At 56.7% G+C, this 15,674-nt stretch carries 22 protein-coding genes and 1 pseudogene; 4 read left to right on the top strand and 19 right to left on the bottom strand.

Translation table 11 applies throughout. The features are described 5' to 3' along the window. Nucleotides 1-50 precede the first annotated feature (50 nt). The 14 genes and pseudogenes from AC4PS6_RS04865 to AC4PS6_RS04800 form a co-directional block, all read right to left on the bottom strand. Complete coding sequence (locus tag AC4PS6_RS04865) at nucleotides 51-509, bottom strand: phage virion morphogenesis protein (RefSeq protein ID WP_198848367.1); 459 nt, start codon at nucleotides 507-509, stop codon at nucleotides 51-53. Continuing rightward, nucleotides 499-981, bottom strand: a complete 483-nt coding sequence (locus AC4PS6_RS04860; RefSeq protein ID WP_492180728.1) for a phage tail protein — start codon at nucleotides 979-981, stop codon at nucleotides 499-501. Before AC4PS6_RS04860 ends, AC4PS6_RS04865 begins: the two co-directional genes overlap by 11 nt. Beyond that, a pseudogene (gene lysC, locus AC4PS6_RS04855) lies at nucleotides 978-1,163 on the bottom strand (Rz1-like lysis system protein LysC); the annotation flags it as partial. The pseudogene lysC and the gene AC4PS6_RS04860, both read right to left, overlap by 4 nt. After that, nucleotides 1,078-1,521 carry an Rz-like lysis system protein LysB gene (gene lysB / locus AC4PS6_RS04850; protein WP_492180727.1) on the bottom strand — a complete coding sequence of 148 codons (444 nt, stop codon included), beginning with the start codon at nucleotides 1,519-1,521 and terminating at the stop codon, nucleotides 1,078-1,080. The gene lysB and the pseudogene lysC, both read right to left, overlap by 86 nt. Next, nucleotides 1,518-1,721 carry a hypothetical protein gene (locus AC4PS6_RS04845; protein WP_492180726.1) on the bottom strand — a complete coding sequence of 68 codons (204 nt, stop codon included), beginning with the start codon at nucleotides 1,719-1,721 and terminating at the stop codon, nucleotides 1,518-1,520. The genes lysB and AC4PS6_RS04845 overlap by 4 nt, the downstream gene beginning before the upstream one ends. Then, the gene (locus tag AC4PS6_RS04840) at nucleotides 1,718-2,563 is read right to left on the bottom strand and encodes an N-acetylmuramidase domain-containing protein (protein WP_492180725.1); all 846 of its coding nucleotides are present in this window, start codon (nucleotides 2,561-2,563) and stop codon (nucleotides 1,718-1,720) included. The genes AC4PS6_RS04845 and AC4PS6_RS04840 overlap by 4 nt, the downstream gene beginning before the upstream one ends. Beyond that, complete coding sequence (locus AC4PS6_RS04835; protein ID WP_492180724.1) at nucleotides 2,560-2,838, bottom strand: phage holin family protein; 279 nt, start codon at nucleotides 2,836-2,838, stop codon at nucleotides 2,560-2,562. The genes AC4PS6_RS04840 and AC4PS6_RS04835 overlap by 4 nt, the downstream gene beginning before the upstream one ends. 1 nt (nucleotide 2,839) lies before the next feature. Continuing rightward, nucleotides 2,840-3,193 (bottom strand): putative holin, encoded by a 354-nt coding sequence (locus AC4PS6_RS04830; RefSeq protein ID WP_103451533.1) that lies wholly within the window; start codon nucleotides 3,191-3,193, stop codon nucleotides 2,840-2,842. Between the two features lie 27 nt (nucleotides 3,194-3,220). Continuing rightward, nucleotides 3,221-3,433 (bottom strand): tail protein X, encoded by a 213-nt coding sequence (locus AC4PS6_RS04825; protein ID WP_103451534.1) that lies wholly within the window; start codon nucleotides 3,431-3,433, stop codon nucleotides 3,221-3,223. Next, nucleotides 3,433-3,894: a head completion/stabilization protein gene (locus AC4PS6_RS04820; RefSeq protein WP_492180723.1), complete on the bottom strand. Its 462-nt coding sequence runs from the start codon at nucleotides 3,892-3,894 to the stop codon at nucleotides 3,433-3,435. Before AC4PS6_RS04820 ends, AC4PS6_RS04825 begins: the two co-directional genes overlap by 1 nt. Beyond that, complete coding sequence (locus AC4PS6_RS04815; RefSeq protein WP_492180722.1) at nucleotides 3,891-4,187, bottom strand: hypothetical protein; 297 nt, start codon at nucleotides 4,185-4,187, stop codon at nucleotides 3,891-3,893. Before AC4PS6_RS04815 ends, AC4PS6_RS04820 begins: the two co-directional genes overlap by 4 nt. Before the next feature lie 98 nt (nucleotides 4,188-4,285). Beyond that, on the bottom strand, nucleotides 4,286-4,987 hold the full coding sequence (gene gpM / locus AC4PS6_RS04810) for a phage terminase small subunit (RefSeq protein ID WP_492180721.1): 702 nt from the start codon (nucleotides 4,985-4,987) through the stop codon (nucleotides 4,286-4,288). Between the two features lie 10 nt (nucleotides 4,988-4,997). Further along, complete coding sequence (locus AC4PS6_RS04805) at nucleotides 4,998-6,050, bottom strand: phage major capsid protein, P2 family (RefSeq protein WP_200599982.1); 1,053 nt, start codon at nucleotides 6,048-6,050, stop codon at nucleotides 4,998-5,000. Nucleotides 6,051-6,094: 44 nt separating this feature from the next. Continuing rightward, a complete protein-coding gene (locus tag AC4PS6_RS04800) occupies nucleotides 6,095-6,940 on the bottom strand; it encodes a GPO family capsid scaffolding protein (RefSeq protein ID WP_492180720.1) in 846 nt (281 codons plus the stop codon). A gap of 153 nt (nucleotides 6,941-7,093) precedes the next feature. On the opposite strand from AC4PS6_RS04800, the gene AC4PS6_RS04795 reads away from it, so the two are divergent. The 3 genes from AC4PS6_RS04795 (at nucleotide 7,094) to AC4PS6_RS04785 (ending at nucleotide 10,827) form a co-directional block, all read left to right on the top strand. Next, nucleotides 7,094-8,854, top strand: coding sequence for a terminase ATPase subunit family protein (locus AC4PS6_RS04795; RefSeq protein WP_492180719.1), 1,761 nt, complete (start codon nucleotides 7,094-7,096; stop codon nucleotides 8,852-8,854). Next, entirely contained in the window at nucleotides 8,854-9,876 is a 1,023-nt protein-coding gene (locus AC4PS6_RS04790; protein ID WP_200599985.1) for a phage portal protein, read from the top strand. Before AC4PS6_RS04795 ends, AC4PS6_RS04790 begins: the two co-directional genes overlap by 1 nt. Before the next feature lie 156 nt (nucleotides 9,877-10,032). Continuing rightward, nucleotides 10,033-10,827 (top strand): DNA adenine methylase, encoded by a 795-nt coding sequence (locus AC4PS6_RS04785; protein WP_492180718.1) that lies wholly within the window; start codon nucleotides 10,033-10,035, stop codon nucleotides 10,825-10,827. Here AC4PS6_RS04785 and AC4PS6_RS04780 read toward each other — a convergent pair. Next, nucleotides 10,824-11,504 carry an SOS response-associated peptidase family protein gene (locus AC4PS6_RS04780; RefSeq protein ID WP_492180717.1) on the bottom strand — a complete coding sequence of 227 codons (681 nt, stop codon included), beginning with the start codon at nucleotides 11,502-11,504 and terminating at the stop codon, nucleotides 10,824-10,826. The two genes, AC4PS6_RS04785 and AC4PS6_RS04780, sit on opposite strands and share 4 nt — an antisense overlap. A gap of 83 nt (nucleotides 11,505-11,587) precedes the next feature. Between AC4PS6_RS04780 and AC4PS6_RS04775 the strand changes: the two genes are divergently transcribed. Beyond that, a complete protein-coding gene (locus tag AC4PS6_RS04775; protein ID WP_014717577.1) occupies nucleotides 11,588-11,797 on the top strand; it encodes a hypothetical protein in 210 nt (69 codons plus the stop codon). Here the strand turns inward: AC4PS6_RS04775 and AC4PS6_RS04770 are convergent. The 4 genes from AC4PS6_RS04770 to AC4PS6_RS04755 form a co-directional block, all read right to left on the bottom strand. Beyond that, a complete protein-coding gene (locus AC4PS6_RS04770) occupies nucleotides 11,789-12,142 on the bottom strand; it encodes a hypothetical protein (RefSeq protein ID WP_014717578.1) in 354 nt (117 codons plus the stop codon). The two genes, AC4PS6_RS04775 and AC4PS6_RS04770, sit on opposite strands and share 9 nt — an antisense overlap. Before the next feature lie 1,185 nt (nucleotides 12,143-13,327). Continuing rightward, on the bottom strand, nucleotides 13,328-13,822 hold the full coding sequence (locus AC4PS6_RS04765; RefSeq protein WP_492180716.1) for a hypothetical protein: 495 nt from the start codon (nucleotides 13,820-13,822) through the stop codon (nucleotides 13,328-13,330). Beyond that, on the bottom strand, nucleotides 13,819-15,030 hold the full coding sequence (locus AC4PS6_RS04760) for an AAA family ATPase (protein WP_492180715.1): 1,212 nt from the start codon (nucleotides 15,028-15,030) through the stop codon (nucleotides 13,819-13,821). Before AC4PS6_RS04760 ends, AC4PS6_RS04765 begins: the two co-directional genes overlap by 4 nt. A 228-nt stretch (nucleotides 15,031-15,258) precedes the next feature. Then, a complete protein-coding gene (locus tag AC4PS6_RS04755; RefSeq protein ID WP_492180714.1) occupies nucleotides 15,259-15,474 on the bottom strand; it encodes a hypothetical protein in 216 nt (71 codons plus the stop codon). Between the last annotated feature and the right edge of the window lie 200 nt (nucleotides 15,475-15,674).

The raw sequence follows: 15,674 nt of genomic DNA, 5'->3' as shown, positions 1-15,674 counted from the left end.
TGGCGCCACGCGCGTGCGGGCGCAGCTTCGGCGCCTTGTAGGAAGGGGATCTACAGTGTCAGGTGGGCCAACAAGCTGTCGCGGATCAAATCGAGGTCTTCGTCCGTAAAGCCCAGTACTTCACGTTGTTCGTAGCGCACTTCGGGCGCGTCACGCTCCGCACGGTCCTTCAATCCGAATTGGTGAACCCTGGCGATGCGTGAGATCCGCCCGGTGAAACCCACGGTCACGGCGTTGCTGTCGCCTCGGGCTTTCATATAAGTCGCGGTGCGCAGCTTTTTGAACATCTCAACCTTGCGTCGGATGCGGCCTTGCTTGCCGCGCAAGTCCCGCTTTTTCCGTGGCGCGAACTTGCTGCCATCCGGGTTTTGCTGTGTCAGCACTCGCTTTTGCTGGCTGCGCCGCAGTTCCTGGCCGATGGAGCGGGCGAGCTGATTGCGGGCGCCTGGCTGGAGCTGCTCCAACAGGCCGGACGCCCAGGTCTCCAGGGCCTCCAGCTTACTTGTCATCAGGCACTACCCATTCGCTGGCGTTGCCCTGGGAACCTGGCACCCAATTCGGATCGAGGTAACCGGCCACTCGCTGCGGCTCGCCGGCATGCTTCACGGTCGTGTTGCCTTGAGCATCCGTGCCTACTACCACCCGCTCTGTCAGGCGCAATGTAAGGCCGAGATCTACCTTGTCTTTATCGAGAATGTCGGCTTCGAACTGAATACCATTCTGCATTTTGTCGTAGTTTTCGAGCAGCTCCGGTTGGTTGATGCTGATCCACCCCAGCACGGGCAGCATCACGCTGTCAGGGTGCCCCGCGAAGGCGGTCAAGATGATCTGCAGATCGTAGCTGTACTCAAAAGAGAGGGTCGCCGCGGCGGTGCAGCGGACCTTGCCGTTGTCGATGAAGATCAGCAATAGGTCGGGGTTGTGCTGCAGCTCGGCAACGGTGGCCAGCAGGTGAGCGCGCAGGCTCTCGGGCTTGTTCATGGGTGGGCCTGCTGGTGTTTGTAGACCATGTCGACCTGGGCGGCGCAATCGGCCCAGGCGGCTTCGGCGCGGTCTTCGTCGGTGAGTAGATCGCCGTTATTGGCTGGGCTTGTCGCCGGCAACTGGCACGGCACCACGGCCGGACAGCCAGTCACGGTAAGCAGCGGCGCCGGTGAGGGCGGGGCGCTCGCGCAGCCGGCGAGCAGCGTCAGGCAAAGGCTGAGCAGCCCAGTCGCGTAGTTCGTCGTTTTCAAGTTTCAGTTCCTTTATGGTTCGCGCGCGTTTTGCCAGGGCCTGGCGCAGTTGATCCTGCTGGGCGCGCAGAGTTGACTGGTTTTCGCGCTCTTGCTTCAGGGTGGCGGTGAGCGTGGTGGCGGTCGCCAGATTGCGGTCGGCATCTTCGCGGGCCGTCTTGGCCGCACTCTTTGCCAGGTCTGTTTGGCATTCGGCGGTATTGATGCGCTGTTGCTGGCCCCAGATCAGCAGCGCCAGGGCACCGAGCAGGACAATGCCGTACAGGGCCTGGCGCAGCGGGCTCACGCGCGGTACCAGCCGAGTTTGTTCATGGCTGCGGCGTCGAGCTGCTTGATCGGGCCGCGTACGATCACGGCCCTGGCGTTGTTCATCAGCTGGATGCACTCGGCCAGGCGTACCATGTCGTCTTGTTCGGTCGATTCCGGGACCACCAGCAGATCGCCGTCCAGCACGCGGAGTTTCTTCACTGCTTCGAAGTCGATCATGCCGCTACCCCCTGTCCGCACTCACAGCCAGCGTGCCGCTCGTAGGCGCGCTGCAGCTTGGTGTCGTAAAGATTCCGCAGGTAATCCGGCCCGTTGTAGAGCCGGGCAAACTCGGCCCATTTGCGGGCTTTAAGCGCCTTGTGCAGCACCGGGTCGGTTTCAATGAAGCGCGTGAAAGCGTCGAACTGCTGCGATTCGCCGGCACTCATCGCCGCCACGAAGGCCTGCACGCTCGCGTAGCCAAGGCGCTCCCATTGATACCCCATGATCTGGAAAGCGCCCCAGGATGCGGATTCAAGTGCGGCCGTGTCGTCGATCAGGCGGGCCATGGCTAGGCGTTGGTGCTCGGCGGTACCGCCGATATAGCCACCGGCCTTCGGGTTGACCAGGGCGGGGTTGGTCTCGGCGAGTTCGTCGGCATGGCGTTTGATCTCTGCGGGGTCATCACCCGTCTGTCGAACCTTGGCGAGTCGGCGGTACATAACGTGCCGTTCGAACAGGATCACCGGCTTGCCGTTGTCGAGGAATCCTTTGCCCTTTGACTCGACTTCATTGACCGCGTAGATGCTTGCCAGCGGCACGCCCAGGCGTTCGGCAGCGGCTACGAGGTCGCTATTGCGAAGCAACTGAGCGCAGTCGCCACCGGCCAGGCTTGCCTGGGTCTTGGTGCCGGCGACGCCATCGGCGACCAGACCAACTTTCACCTGGTATGCACGGACAGCCGTCTCTGTGGCGTCACCATAGTGACCGTCAGGAACCAGCTTGGCGCCGTGCCTGTTGAGGTTCTTTTGCAGGATAAGCACCGCCTGCGAGCGGGCGCCGTGGCGAAGGGTGGTGGTCATGCGCTGGGCCTCAGCAGGGCGGCGACGTTGCCGCGTGAACGGAAAATCAGGATGCAGAGCAGCACCATGGACGCGGCCTGGCCGAGACTTGCTGGCTGGCGGTCCAGCAGGATCTCCAGACCGCAGATGCACAGCACGGCGCCAAACAGGCTTGCAAGAAGAGAGATGCTGCGCCGGTACCGCGCATCGCCTCGGGTATAGCAGGCCAGGCGCAGCGCGCTCAGCAGGTAGGCGATTGCCGTGATCAACTGCACGGCCAGTTCGATGTTCGGCATATCAGGCACCCCCTCGGATTCGACGCCAGATGTCCCAGATATCCGCCTTTTCCACCCACACCATCAGTTTGATGCTGATCGGGATGACCACCAGGGCACAGATAAAAGCGCTACCGCCGCTGGTGATGAACGGGATTGCTTGCAAGGCCATCGGCGCGAACAGATAGCCCACCCCGGCCGATAGGAACAGAGAGCCCAGGCGCTGCCAGACCTTGAGATCACGCTTGGTACTTGTGACCAGCCAAGCGCCGAGGATGGCGCCGAATAGCGCCCCGTCATCGATGACTGGCGTGACGCTCGCCAGGCCCAAGCCAATGAGCAGGCCAGACACAACGCTGGAAGTTGGATCAGCCATGGTGTGGGTTTCCTTGGTAGCAGTGGGTCAGTCCCATAGGTTCACCATCTGCCGTTGGGGCGCGCTGGTTTGGGCTTCGGGCATGTTGACGGGGAGGCCGTGCGGCAAGACGGGGCCGTGATCAGCCAATCCGGGGTTGGCCTGTAGCACCGCTTCGGTGACGCCTGCGGTTCGGCCGTAATACCGCCAACACAGCGCGTCGACAGTTTCGTTTTGATTGGCGCGGATGGTGACGGGCATCAGATCAGCTCCACGGTGGTACGGTTTTTTCCGAGAAAATCACGGACTGCCCAGCGCAGGTCGCGGCGGTAGTCGTCGATTGTGGGTGCAGTTTCTTCGGCCTTGGCATTGCCGGAGTTGGTGGCGCTGTAGTCGCGGTAACGCTCGCACACCTCGGCACCGGTACCGGCTTCGATGGCACGACGGTAGAGGTGGGCATTTACCGATACGTCCTTGATCCGATCACCTGGGACGTCTGCCAGCGTGGCGTAGCCAGCCGCCTGTTGAGCATTGCGCCAGTCACTCAGTTCGCGGTTGAGGTTTATGGCAGCGGCAATCACGGCTGTTTCCAGGCGGGGCGGGGTGACACTGGAGTCGATGCGCAGGGTGGCCCGCAGGTTGTCCAAATCAATCGACGGCCAGAACGGGTCGGTGTTGATGTGACCGCTTGCGACGGCGCCGCTGGCTACAAATGCGCTCATAGGGAAAGGCCCCGGCTGTCCGTGCGGGAAATCTCACGCCGGATCTGCTGCCTGGTGAATTCGGGGTGCTGGGTGCTGAGGTAGTCAAACGCCCGTACCGCATTGCGATTCGCAAGGCCCCGTTCGTGCGAGTTGGCCGGCATGATGGCGCCGCGTATGACAGGGCCAGTGCAAACGGTGCGGTCGTATTCTTCTGTTTCGGCGACGTACTGTTCAGCTGCTGCAGACATGCGCCGTTCGGATTCCGTAGGAGTGAAAACACTCTGGTAGAGGTTGGCAAAGGCGTTGTTCATGACTGCTCCGATAGATCGCCGGTGGTCGGGGCTTCACGTTCAGGAGGAGCGGCCTGGCCGATCCGCCCCGAGCCGGCGGGGTGCGTGGGGACGCTCGGTTAACTGCCTGGGGCAGCGTATTTTTTGAGGAGACGCTCTACGCGCTCCAGATCTTTTTTACCGCCGCAGTTACTGTGCAGGTCGATGGCTTTGGCCAGGTGCTTCTTGGCCTCTGTCAGGGCTCCCAGGTTTTCGGCAACTGCATCATCAGGAATGGCTGCGAAGGCCTTGCCAAGCGCCAGGTGTAGTTTGGCGCGAGCTTGGTCGGGCATGTCCTGTTCGGCGGTGATGCGCTGGGCTTGCTCAAGAATCCACAGCGGGAAACTGTCGCCAGCCTTTTGTGCTTTAAGGGCCGCTTCGGCGATTTCCTCGGCGATCAAGGTGCCGGTGGTGCGTTCGAAGCGGTCCGGCATTTTCAGACCGTGCTTGATGACGTATTCGGCGATTTGCAGCGCACCGGGATAGCCGCCTGCATCAATGCACCAGAGCATGATGGTAGTGAGCACTTCGTCTTGGGCACCGTTGCCGGCGTCCAGCACGCCTTGTACATAGGGCTCGTACTCGGGAATCAGCAGCGCCTTGAGTTCGGCTTTGCCCTGGTTGGACTGCACCTGCTTCAGACGCGCGCGGTGCTGGGCCAGTTGGGCAAGTTGATGCTCGTACGCAGTGGCGCCTTCCATTGAAGTGGCCGGCGCAGTTGCAGCGGCCTCAATGGCTGCGCGTTTGCGCAGCTGGTTGCGTTGGGCTGGTGTCTGGTGCATAGCGCGCCTCTTAGGCCTCAGTCGGTGCTGGGTAGTTGACGGCTGTGATGCCCTCCACAAGGGCGACCAGGCCGAAGTCTTCGATGACGTAGGCTTCGTTCGACGACTGGTAGTCGGCGATGCGATCCAGCTCGGGTTCGTCTTTCAGGTGACGGCGACGGGCGCCGTTTTGGTAGTAGATCGACAGGTTGCTGAGGGTGGTAATCAGCACGGTGTTATCCGGGAAGAACGGAGCGTCGACCACTGGCAGGCCACCCAGGCGGGCGCGGCTGACAATCTCTTGAGCGGCGTTCTCTTCCTGGTTGGAGTCCGCGCCCTTTTCCACGGCGGCGAGCAGTTTGCTGTGCATCAGGTTGCGGGAAACCATAACGCGTAGGTCCGGGCGGTTGCGGTGCCATGGGTCGAGCATCTGGATGGCGTCGAACACCAGACCATCGAGGTTGGCGTAATCACCCTCGAAGACAGTGTCGACGCCCGCAACCTTGATGACTTTGCGTGGGCCGATGGTGGCAGCGTCAAGCACGCGGTCATCTGCGCTCACGCGGATCTTTTCCAGCCAACCGATGTTGACGTCTTGCAACAGAGGGTTGGCCGCACGATTGGTGGTCGCAGCGGCGCTGGTGCCGTTGAAACCGATCATGATGCGGTCCAGGGCCTGGCGCAGGATGATCGCGTTGCTCAGCTTGACTTGGAAGTCAGGGAACTTAGCCCAGGCATCCAGCAGGGCATAGGGAAACGCGCTGTCGAAGTTCGTCTGCTTGCAGACGTAGCTGTCTTTGCTCAGCGTGCTACGGCTCAGCGGGCTGCGGCGGGTGCCACCGGAAGTATCAGTGCGGCTTGCAACCGGACCATTGACCCCCAGCAGCAGGGCCTCGCCTGACTGCTCGTCGACGCCAATGATGTTGATCTGTTTCAGGAAACCATCAGACTCCTGCACCGCAACTTCCAGTTTTTGCTGGATGCTCGGGTCAACGCTGAATTTTTCGTGGGCACTGGCTACGCCATTGAGCAGGGCGATCTGCACGGCCAGGGCGGCGAAGGCGAAGCGTGTTTCTTTACGCATGGGGGTGTTCTCCGGTGAATAGGCTTGTCGGTGTTGGCCGTGGATCAGTAAGCAGTCAGTACGGTGCCGTCGCCGCCAGTGCTGAGTGGGCGCTGTTGCTGGCTGAGATCAGCGGTTTGGCCCAGCTTGGTTTTGAGCGTTTTCAGCTCGGTTTCCAGGCCGGTGAACTGCTTTTTAAGGTCTGCCAGCGCTTTGCTTGAGGCTTCTGCTTGTTCAGCCTGCTGGGTGGCGAGGGTTACCAGGCTTTCCAACGCTTCACCGATATCGGAGAAAGTGTTGGCGTCCTTGCCTTCCTTGTCCTTGCTCAGTTTGATGAACTCACCGAGCTTGGCCTTGATCGCTGCAAAAGCGCTGGGCTGGTCGGTGACTTCTTCGAATTCGAGTTGGGCTTCTTCTGCGGCGCTGAACAGGTTGTCTTTGTCCTGTTTGCGGCCGGCCAAGGTGCCGTGTATGGCGCTGAAGCTCAGAGCTTCCGTGCCCAGGCTGGCAGGGGTGTCGGTGATAGCGAGGCCGACCAGGTAGGCCTTGCCGCTGTCGGCAAACTTCGGCTGGATCTCGACCGAGGTGTAAACCTTCTGGCCTTTCTTGTTCAGGGCCAGCAATGCGTCGTTGGGTTCAAGTTGGGCGAATAGAGCCAGTTTCTTGATGCCGGCGATTTCGACCTCTTCCGCCTTGAGCGCCACGACGTCGCCATACGCGCCGAACTCGCCGCCGGGCCAGTAGCCCTTGATGTGCTCGCAGTTGATGCGAGCGCCATAGGTATTGGTGCTGTACTGGGAGGCCATATCGGCAATCCAGCTCTTTTCGATAATGCGGCCATCGGTGGTCGCGCCTTCAACGGCAATGCGAGTCCACTTGGAGCGGAATTTCTGTTTGGTGCTGCTAGCCATGGGGAGTCCTCAATGCGATGGCGGCGAACTGCCGTTGCGATGTGGGTATGGTCGGTAGCTGCGGCCTCGCGGGCAACGAGCCGCACTTGTAGAGCGAGCCCCTACAGGGAGCGGAGCGGGTGTACCACGCGCGCGGGAGGCAGCATCTGCGCCATGAATGCTCTCGCTGAAATTCCCATCCGTGATAACCGTCGCCAGGCAAAGTTTTTGTACTGGACGGGTTGGCGCATCACTGAAATTGCCGACTACCTGGACGAAAAAGAGAAGACCGTCCACAGCTGGAAGGCCCGTGACGATTGGGATAGGGCGGATAACGTCGAGCGTATCGGCGGAGCGTTGGAAGCGCGGTTGGTGCAGTTGATCCTGAAGGACAGCAAGACCAGCGGCGACTTCAAGGAAATAGACTTGCTGCACCGGCAACTTGAGCGCCAGGCGCGTATTGAGAGGTTCAAGGGTGGCGGTACCGAGTCTGAGCTAAACCCCAAACTGAATGACCGCAACAGCGGACCGAAGAAAAAACCAAGCCGTAACGAGTTCAGTGAAGAGCATATCGAGCTGCTCACTCAGGCGTTTATCGACGGGTGCTTTGGCTATCAGCTGGATTGGTACAAGGCTGGCAATCAGCGCACCAGGGCCATCCTTAAAAGCCGGCAGATCGGGGCGACTTGGTACTTTGCCCGTGAGGCGTTGATTGATGCCATCACGACTGGCCGCAACCAGATTTTCCTGTCAGCGTCGAAGAATCAGGCCCACATTTTCAAGTCGTATATTCAGTCCTTTTCCAGGGAAGTTGTCGGCGTTGAGCTGACCGGTGACCCAATCACACTGGCGAACGGCGCCGAGCTGCACTTCCTGGGTACCAACGCCCGAACCGCACAGGGCTACCACGGCAATTTCTATTTCGACGAATTCTTCTGGACGTTCAAGTTTAAGGAGCTGAACAAAGTCGCCTCGGGTATGGCGATGCAGAAACAGTACCGCCGCACCTATTTCAGCACCCCGTCGAGCATGGCCCATGAGGCCTACACGTTCTGGACGGGGGAGCGTTTCAACAAGGGCAAACCCGCCGCTAACCGTATCTCTGTCGATGTTTCCCACGATGCCTTGCAACAGGGGAGACTGTGCGAAGACAAGGTGTGGCGGCAGATCGTCACGATTTTGGACGCGGAGCAGCGCGGCTGTGACCGGTTTGACCTTGAAGAGCTGCGCATGGAGTACGACGCCGCGGCCTTCCAAAATCTGCTGATGTGCCAGTTTGTGGACGACGGGGCGAGCATTTTCCCTCTGTCGATGTTGCAGTCTTGCATGGTCGACAGCTGGGTTGAGTGGGCTGAGGACTACAAGCCATTGGCGCCGCGCCCTCTGGCCGACCGCCAGGTTTGGTTGGGCTATGACCCGGCCGAGACGGGCGATAGCTCCGGCCTGGTGGTCGTGGCACCGCCGATGGTGCCGGGCGGTAAGTTCCGGGTGATTGAGCGGCACCAGTTCCGTGGCATGGATTTCGCGGCGCAAGCCGAGTCCATCCGCATGGTGACCCAGCGCTATTGGGTGACCTATATCGGGATCGACGTAACTGGCATGGGCTCTGGCGTGGCGCAGCTGGTGCGGCAGTTCTTCCCCGGACTGACAACGTTCAGCTATTCGCCAGAGGTGAAGTCGCGCCTGGTGATGAAGGCCTATGACGTGATCAATAAGGGTCGATTGGAGTTCGATGCTGGCTGGACGGACTTCGCGCAGTCATTGATGGCAATCCGCAAAACCATCACCGCCAGCGGCCGGCAGTTCACCTATACCGCTGGACGTAGCGAATCAACCGGCCACGCCGACCTGGCCTGGGCACTTTTCCATGCACTACACCACGAACCGCTCGAAGGGCAGACCGCTGCCAATACCGGGCGGATGGAGCTTTTTTGATGAGTACAAACAATGAGGTGGCGGTTGCCACGGAACAGGCTGTGAGTGAACACAAGTCGGTGGCGTTCACGTTCGGCGAGCCAGAGTCGGTGTTGTCGGCCAGGGAGATATTCGACTCGTTGGAGTGTTGGTTTAACGGGCGCTGGTATGAGCCCCCATTGTCGCTGGATGGACTTGCCCGGTCGGTTAAGGCCAGCGTTCACCTCGACTCGGGGTTGCGGTTCAAGCGTAACCAACTGACCCGCACGTTCATACCGCACAAGCTGCTGAGCCGACAGGCGTTTGACCAATACGCTCAGGACTATTTGGCGCTCGGCAACGGTTATATAGAGGCGCGGCGATCATTGCTGGGCACGCCTGTGGCTCTCAAGCCCTCGCTGGCGAAGTACATGCGGGTAGGCAAGGACGAGCGATTTTTCCAAGTGCATGGCTGGAAGCATGAACACGAATTTGACCAGGGCAGCATTTTCCATTTGCGTGAGCTGGATCTACACCAAGAAATTTACGGGCTGCCGGAATGGCTCTGTGCGCTGCAGTCGGCACTGTTGAATCAGTCGGCGACGCTATTTCGCCGCAAGTATTACGAGAACGGTAGTCACGCTGGTTTCATCCTGTACATGACGGACGCGGCGCAAAACGAGTCCGACATCGAAGACCTACGCGTCGCGCTGAAAAACTCCAAAGGCCCCGGCAATTTTCGCAACTTGTTTGTGTACGCGCCGAACGGGAAGAAGGAAGGCATCCAGCTGATCCCGGTCAGCGAGGTGTCGGCCAAAGACGAATTCAACTCGATCAAGGATCAGACCCAGGGCGATGTACTGGCCGCATTGCGGGTTTATCCCCAACTGATGGGCATCGTGCCGAAAAATGCGGGGGGCTTCGGCTCGCCGAAAGAAGCGGGGGAGGTCTGGGCCACCCTGGAACTTGAGCCGATTCAGACACGCCTGGCCCTTCTTAATGATTGGGTCGGCGAAGAAGTCGTGCGCTTCAAGCCCTTTGAACTTGGAGCGGGGGAGGATTAGTACCCCCGCGCAGTAAACGAGGCGACGAGCTGGTGCGCTAACACCCGCTCGACGCTGAATCACTCGAACGTGCCGAGTGCTCCAACCAAGGCCTCGCCCCACTGCGCAGGGGGTGCGAAGCCTAAGCGAATCCAATTTTCAAAACAAGGATCACTTATGAGCACACCAATTATCCCGTGGATGGGCGGCAAGCGCCGCCTGGCAGATCGTCTAATTCCACTGTTTCCACCCCATGAATGCTACGTCGAGGTTTTTGCTGGCGGCGCCGCGCTTTACTTCATGCGTCCCCAGGCTGCGCCGGTTGAAGTTCTCAACGATATCAACGGCGACTTGGTGACTCTGTACCGCGTCGTGCAGAACCACCTGGAAGAGTTCGTGCGCCAGTTCAAGTGGGCGCTCAGCTCCAGGCAGGTGTTTGAGTGGCAGAAGATGACCCGGCCGGAAACCCTTACCGATATCCAGCGCGCTGCTCGGTTTTTTTACCTGCAGCACCATGCTTTCGCCGGCAAGGTCAGTGGACAAACCTTCGGCACCGCCACCACGGGGCCGGCCATTAACTTGCTGAGGATCGAGGAGAACCTGTCTGCAGCTTGGCAGCGATTGTCCGGCACCTACGTCGAGAATCTCGGGTGGCTTGAGTGCGCCGAGCGCTACGACCGGCCACATACCTTCCATTACATGGACCCACCGTATTGGCAGACCGCCGGCTATGGCGTGGACTTCGCCTTCGAAAACTACGAGCGGATGGCCGAGTTCATGCGGCGTTGCAAGGGCAAGGTGATGGTGAGCATCAACGATCACCCCGATATCAGGCGGGTGTTTGAGGGGTTCCACTTCGAAACGGTGGATATTCGATACAGCACGGCCAATCAACGCCAGGCGAAGGCCGAAGTTACCGGCGAGCTGGTGATCATGAACTGGGAGCCGAACGCCTTCGGCGGACTTTTCTAAATCAAGGGCCGGATCAAACCGGCCTGTTTGTTCTTCATGTTGCCCACCGCGACGTCAACCTTGAACCACTCAAAGGCCTCGGCGGGTTCGCCCTGGTGCAACACCATCTGCTCGGCGCGTTCCTTGGGCGTTGCCGGGTCGAGCCATTCGCGGGCCAGGTCCGGGGTTAACACCACGGGCCTTCGGTCGTGAATATCCACCATGCCGCCGGCACTATCGGCGGTGATAATCACGAAGCCGTCATGCTCGCCTGGTCCTTCATCGGGGTCAGGCATCTGGCCGATGGACGCACAGAATATCGGCGCACCATCCCGCCGGCGGATCAGGTAGGGCTGCTTTTTGGGTCCACCTTCATCTACCCACTCAAACCAGTTGTCGATAGGCGTGATTGCACGATGTGGCCAGATCTCCCGGAAGAACGGGCCGTGGGCTACCTTCTCCACGCGGGCATTGATCGGCGCGGTGCGATCTTTCGCCCAATGCGGCCTCCACCCCCAGCGCACCGGATCAGCGTGTAGCAGGTCGCCCTGCAGGTGCAGCAGCGCAACCGTAGTTGTCGGCGCGACGTTGTAGCGCTCTATCGGCTGATCACCCACGGAGTTCGCCAGAGCATTGGGCATACTCAGCGCTGCAACGAAGTCGTGGATTCCCCGGTACTGCGAAAGTCTCCCGCACATAAGCATCTCCGCTCGTCGGCGCCGATGAACAGCCGGTGCCCGGCCAATCTCTACACTGTAGACACTGGCTCGAGGTATTCGTCGTGGCGATCAACATTGATCAGGTGAACGCAATGGAGGCGTGGTTTGCGCTGCGTAACGATCCCGCATTTATATCGGCCACTCCCGAGGAGCGATACGAAACGCGGCTCGCCCTGGCTGACGACCTCAAGCACAAGGGACTGATCAACGAAGGTGAGTGGCGGGAGCTGACTGAGGAAGCAGTAGCGGCCTATGCCGACGAGTTAGGCTAATGGCTGCTTGTAAACGCTAAGCTCGACCAGCAGTCGCTGATTCTCCCTGAGCAAATGGTCTCGTTGCCCGGTAATAATCTTCACGCTTTGCACTGAGGCAAACGAGTACTGCTGTTCCAGCATGCTGATCTTTTCTTCAGCCGCTGCCAACCTTTCTTCCGCATCCGCCTTGCCTGCCATCAGCAGGTCATTCATCTGCACCAAGCCAGCGATATTCTCCCGCGCTCGACGCAGCATGCGCTCTGTCTCCACCAGCTCATCTACGAGGATTGAGCATTGGTGCTGGTACATCTCAAGTGGAGTGGGGCAACCGAGCCAATCATCGGTGTCCATGTCAACGTTCATAGCGGGAATCTCAATAGCTGTATGTGCGTACAGTAATCGAGGTTTAAATGCGCCGCGATTTGAGCCGACGAGCTGTAGGCGAAAGTGGGGTCGGAGAGCTGAAAAGTGAGCAGGGGAAGGATGAAAGTTTGGGCTTCTACGACATGAAAAAGCCCATCTCAACATAGCATTTTCGTGGTGTCACAACAACCGGAAGCGACGTTTCAGTCAATAAATACGGGGGCGTGACCGTATCCCGATGTATTGACTGGCGTGTCGTAGCTCGGCGGCATCAGGACATGTCGCCGGCCCTACTGGCACGGCTACCGCTCGGGGAACTGGCGTGCCACATCAGGCTGGGGGAGTGACGTGCTACAGGCGGTCTGTAGGATGGTCTGCACCTGGCGCGCGCCGTCGTCCCCCCACCTCGCCTGCGGGCTAAATGGGTCGTTTTTTCTGCACACCTGCAGACCACTCTCGGCGGCTCAGGCTGGGCGCTTGCTTGGCGTTTTGGAGGTGCCAGAAACCTGCGTAACCCTGCAAAGGTGGATGTTTTGCGCATCGCTTATTAAGCACGGACGGACGGCTGAATTCTGTAGGTGTCTCGGGAAAAAGGTTAGTTTTTTTTTGAGGGGGATGTCGTGACTTGGAAGGCCTGTGTTTGTTGGGCTTGAGACCTAACTTTGATAGGTTAGGTTGGGTTAGGTTGAAGGTTATTAATTCATAAGTGATTGTTTTTAAAGGAATTAATGTTTTGAATATTTAACACTAATAAAGGTTAGGAATTAACCAGACCTAACCAAAAAGCTAACCTTGCCAACCCTTCGAAAAGCCGCAACAAACAAGGCTTTCAGGGCTCCCGGAAAAAAACTAACCCTCCTAACCCGATCCCCAGGGGTCAACATAAAAAGTTGAACCACCCACAAGACGTGACACTTTATATGATCGCTCAGTGATTTTACGTATTCGAATGTAGTGGCACCGACACGCTAGTTAACGTCCTCTAGCTGGAAGCGATATCACAGAATGGAAATTGGCTGAGGTGCTCAAATTCTTTGCCCCCTTCTGTCGTCATAGGGAACGCTCAGGATAAGGGATAGCAACAGTTGATACGACCGAAATGGGCACTTTGCATTTTGAACTAGTGTTGTGAAGGGCTATATAGAAAGTTCTTTTTATGGAGCTTTCTATATAGCGTGGGCAATTTTACTTGGTGATATAAAAACGGTGGTGTAAATCCACGTAGACCACATAGAAGGTATTGGTACAAAATCGGAATTTTTCCCGCGCGCAGAGTTTATGATTTAATTCGTTTGGAACAAAAAAACCTGCGAGTCGAACAGTTCTGTCCATTCTGAACCTGCCCCAGATAGCGTCGTGAGGTACGCTGGTAGGGTGCACAAAATCAGATTTCTTTGGGAAAGAACCGTAAATTTCCAACATTGTGCCGTTCCCTCGACCGGCAGCTTCTGTAGTCCAATGTGCAATCGGGTACATGGAGTAATGCTTTAATTTTTCAAACATCTCATTGAAAAAAACCAATGATAGTTCATCCTGCAATGCTTCAGGTTTGCTCAAGTCAAGGTAAGAGAAATTAAATTTGCAACGCTCAATTATCCCTGAGCTCTCCATACTGATGGCTGGAATTCTAGCAATAAATCCAGTTGTTCTACTATTCCCGAACTTCCTTGATTTACTCATATACGGGGAATTCCACCAATTTTACCCTCTCGGTATAGAGCAGCAATAGATCGATCGTTTCGAATCAAGTCGCCTGGAATTTGATCCAGTCGGTATGAGAAACTTTCACCGGACTCTTTCCCTACAAGAATAGTCCTATACTTACCGAGGTAATCAATAATGTCGGAGTTATGTGCCGTAAACAAAAACTGAGCATTTTTAGTGTTGATGCTAGGGTCTTGGAAAAGGTCTATAAGCTGTGGTAGCAGCATGGGATGGCAGTTTTGATCAAATTCATCCATCATGAGTACGCCTCCCGTGACTAACATGCACCAGTAAATGCCCAGTCTTCTATAAAGCGCCATTGTTCCGCTAGATTGATCATAAGAGGTCAAATGTCTCGTAGATCCATCACTTAATTTGTGGCGGAAGATTGGGAGATGTTCCGTTTTTCCAGCAGGATTTTCAAACTTATGCAGAACAATATCGTCAATCCCTAGATCGCTATTTCGCAGAATTTTTTTGGTGAATTCAAATGCTTCGTCGTTAGTAGCGTAAAACTCAGATGCGGAGCCCTGATCGAATACATATTCATCGGGAACGACACCTAAGGCAGTCATGTTTCCAGAAAAACTTGAAAAATATTCAGATATTTTTTTTATGTCTGAATTCGTGCTTTTTAGCTTGTACTGAAGGACTGTAGATATTAGAGATGCATTGGACTTCAGCTCTACCAGATCTATAGCCGAAAGATCTTCAATTCGTTTGGCTATTTTGTTGTTTCTACGCTCAACTAGAAGTGTTTTTCTCTGTAATTTTTTATATATGGCTTCACGAATCACTTTTTTTGAAGTGGCGGTTAGCTCATAAGAGTATCTGACTGAGTCTAACTCGAAGTCAACATAGAATTCACTGGGGTTTTCGTTTGTAAAATAACTCTTAAACCCAAGCTCTTCATTTTCTTTAAGAAAAAAAGACTTCGTTATAAAGCGCGAAATGAACGATAGAGCTTTTAGTACGTTGGTTTTTCCAGACGCGTTAGCGCCTTTTACTCCAAGCACTGTCGACGCTTTGAGACCGTTAGAAATAGATTTAGGAGTCTTCGCAGAGAGCTCAAAAGATATCTCCATACCTTCCTTGAAAGAGAAATAGTTTGTCGCCCCGAAGGAGTAAATCATTAACACCTCTAGCTTAGGATCGAAACGCGCCAAATTTTGACGTGTTTGCATCATAAGGCACCCTTGAAGAATTTGATAGCGTGCGTCGACGAATCAGTGGCGTGTTTTACGTGTCAGCTAAGCCTGGCCGTCAAGGCTGGCCGGCCCCTGCTCCTGAATCGGGGTTTTGGACGTTTCATGTACGCTGATGGGCTGTGTGAACCTACGACGAGGGTGAGGAGAAAGCCTTGGGGTTGATTTTGGGCCTCCATCCAGAGGCGCCTGAGTGGATATTGCCATTTACGTTTGATCCGCACCTCTCAAACGAGCTAGACCTTGTTTGATATGCCCAGCGTTTTCACCAATGGTGTCAAGAGCTCCTCGTACGTTCCCAGCCAGATCTGAAGCGTTTTGCTGCTCGGCCCAAAGAGTCAGCTCCATAACTGCCGCTTCCAGTGCCAGTTGATTTTCATAGACTCTTTCCAGCGTGTTCGCCAATGAGTACTCGCTCGCCATAGTGACCTGCTCCTTTAGAAACTATTAATCATAGCAGTGGATGCACATGATCGCGGCGGACAGCGAGCTAAGTGTCGTCACACTATCGCATTGGCATTGGTACGAAAGTGGTACGTGGTTTCCTATGATGTGCTGCGAGGCTCGTATTACAAGGTCTGCGGAATTAGTGGTTCCAATCCATCATGGGGGCGACGGAGAAG

The organism is Pseudomonas sp. DW-iso17, assembly GCF_058725345.1.
This window is presented reverse-complemented; position numbering and strand designations above follow the sequence as displayed.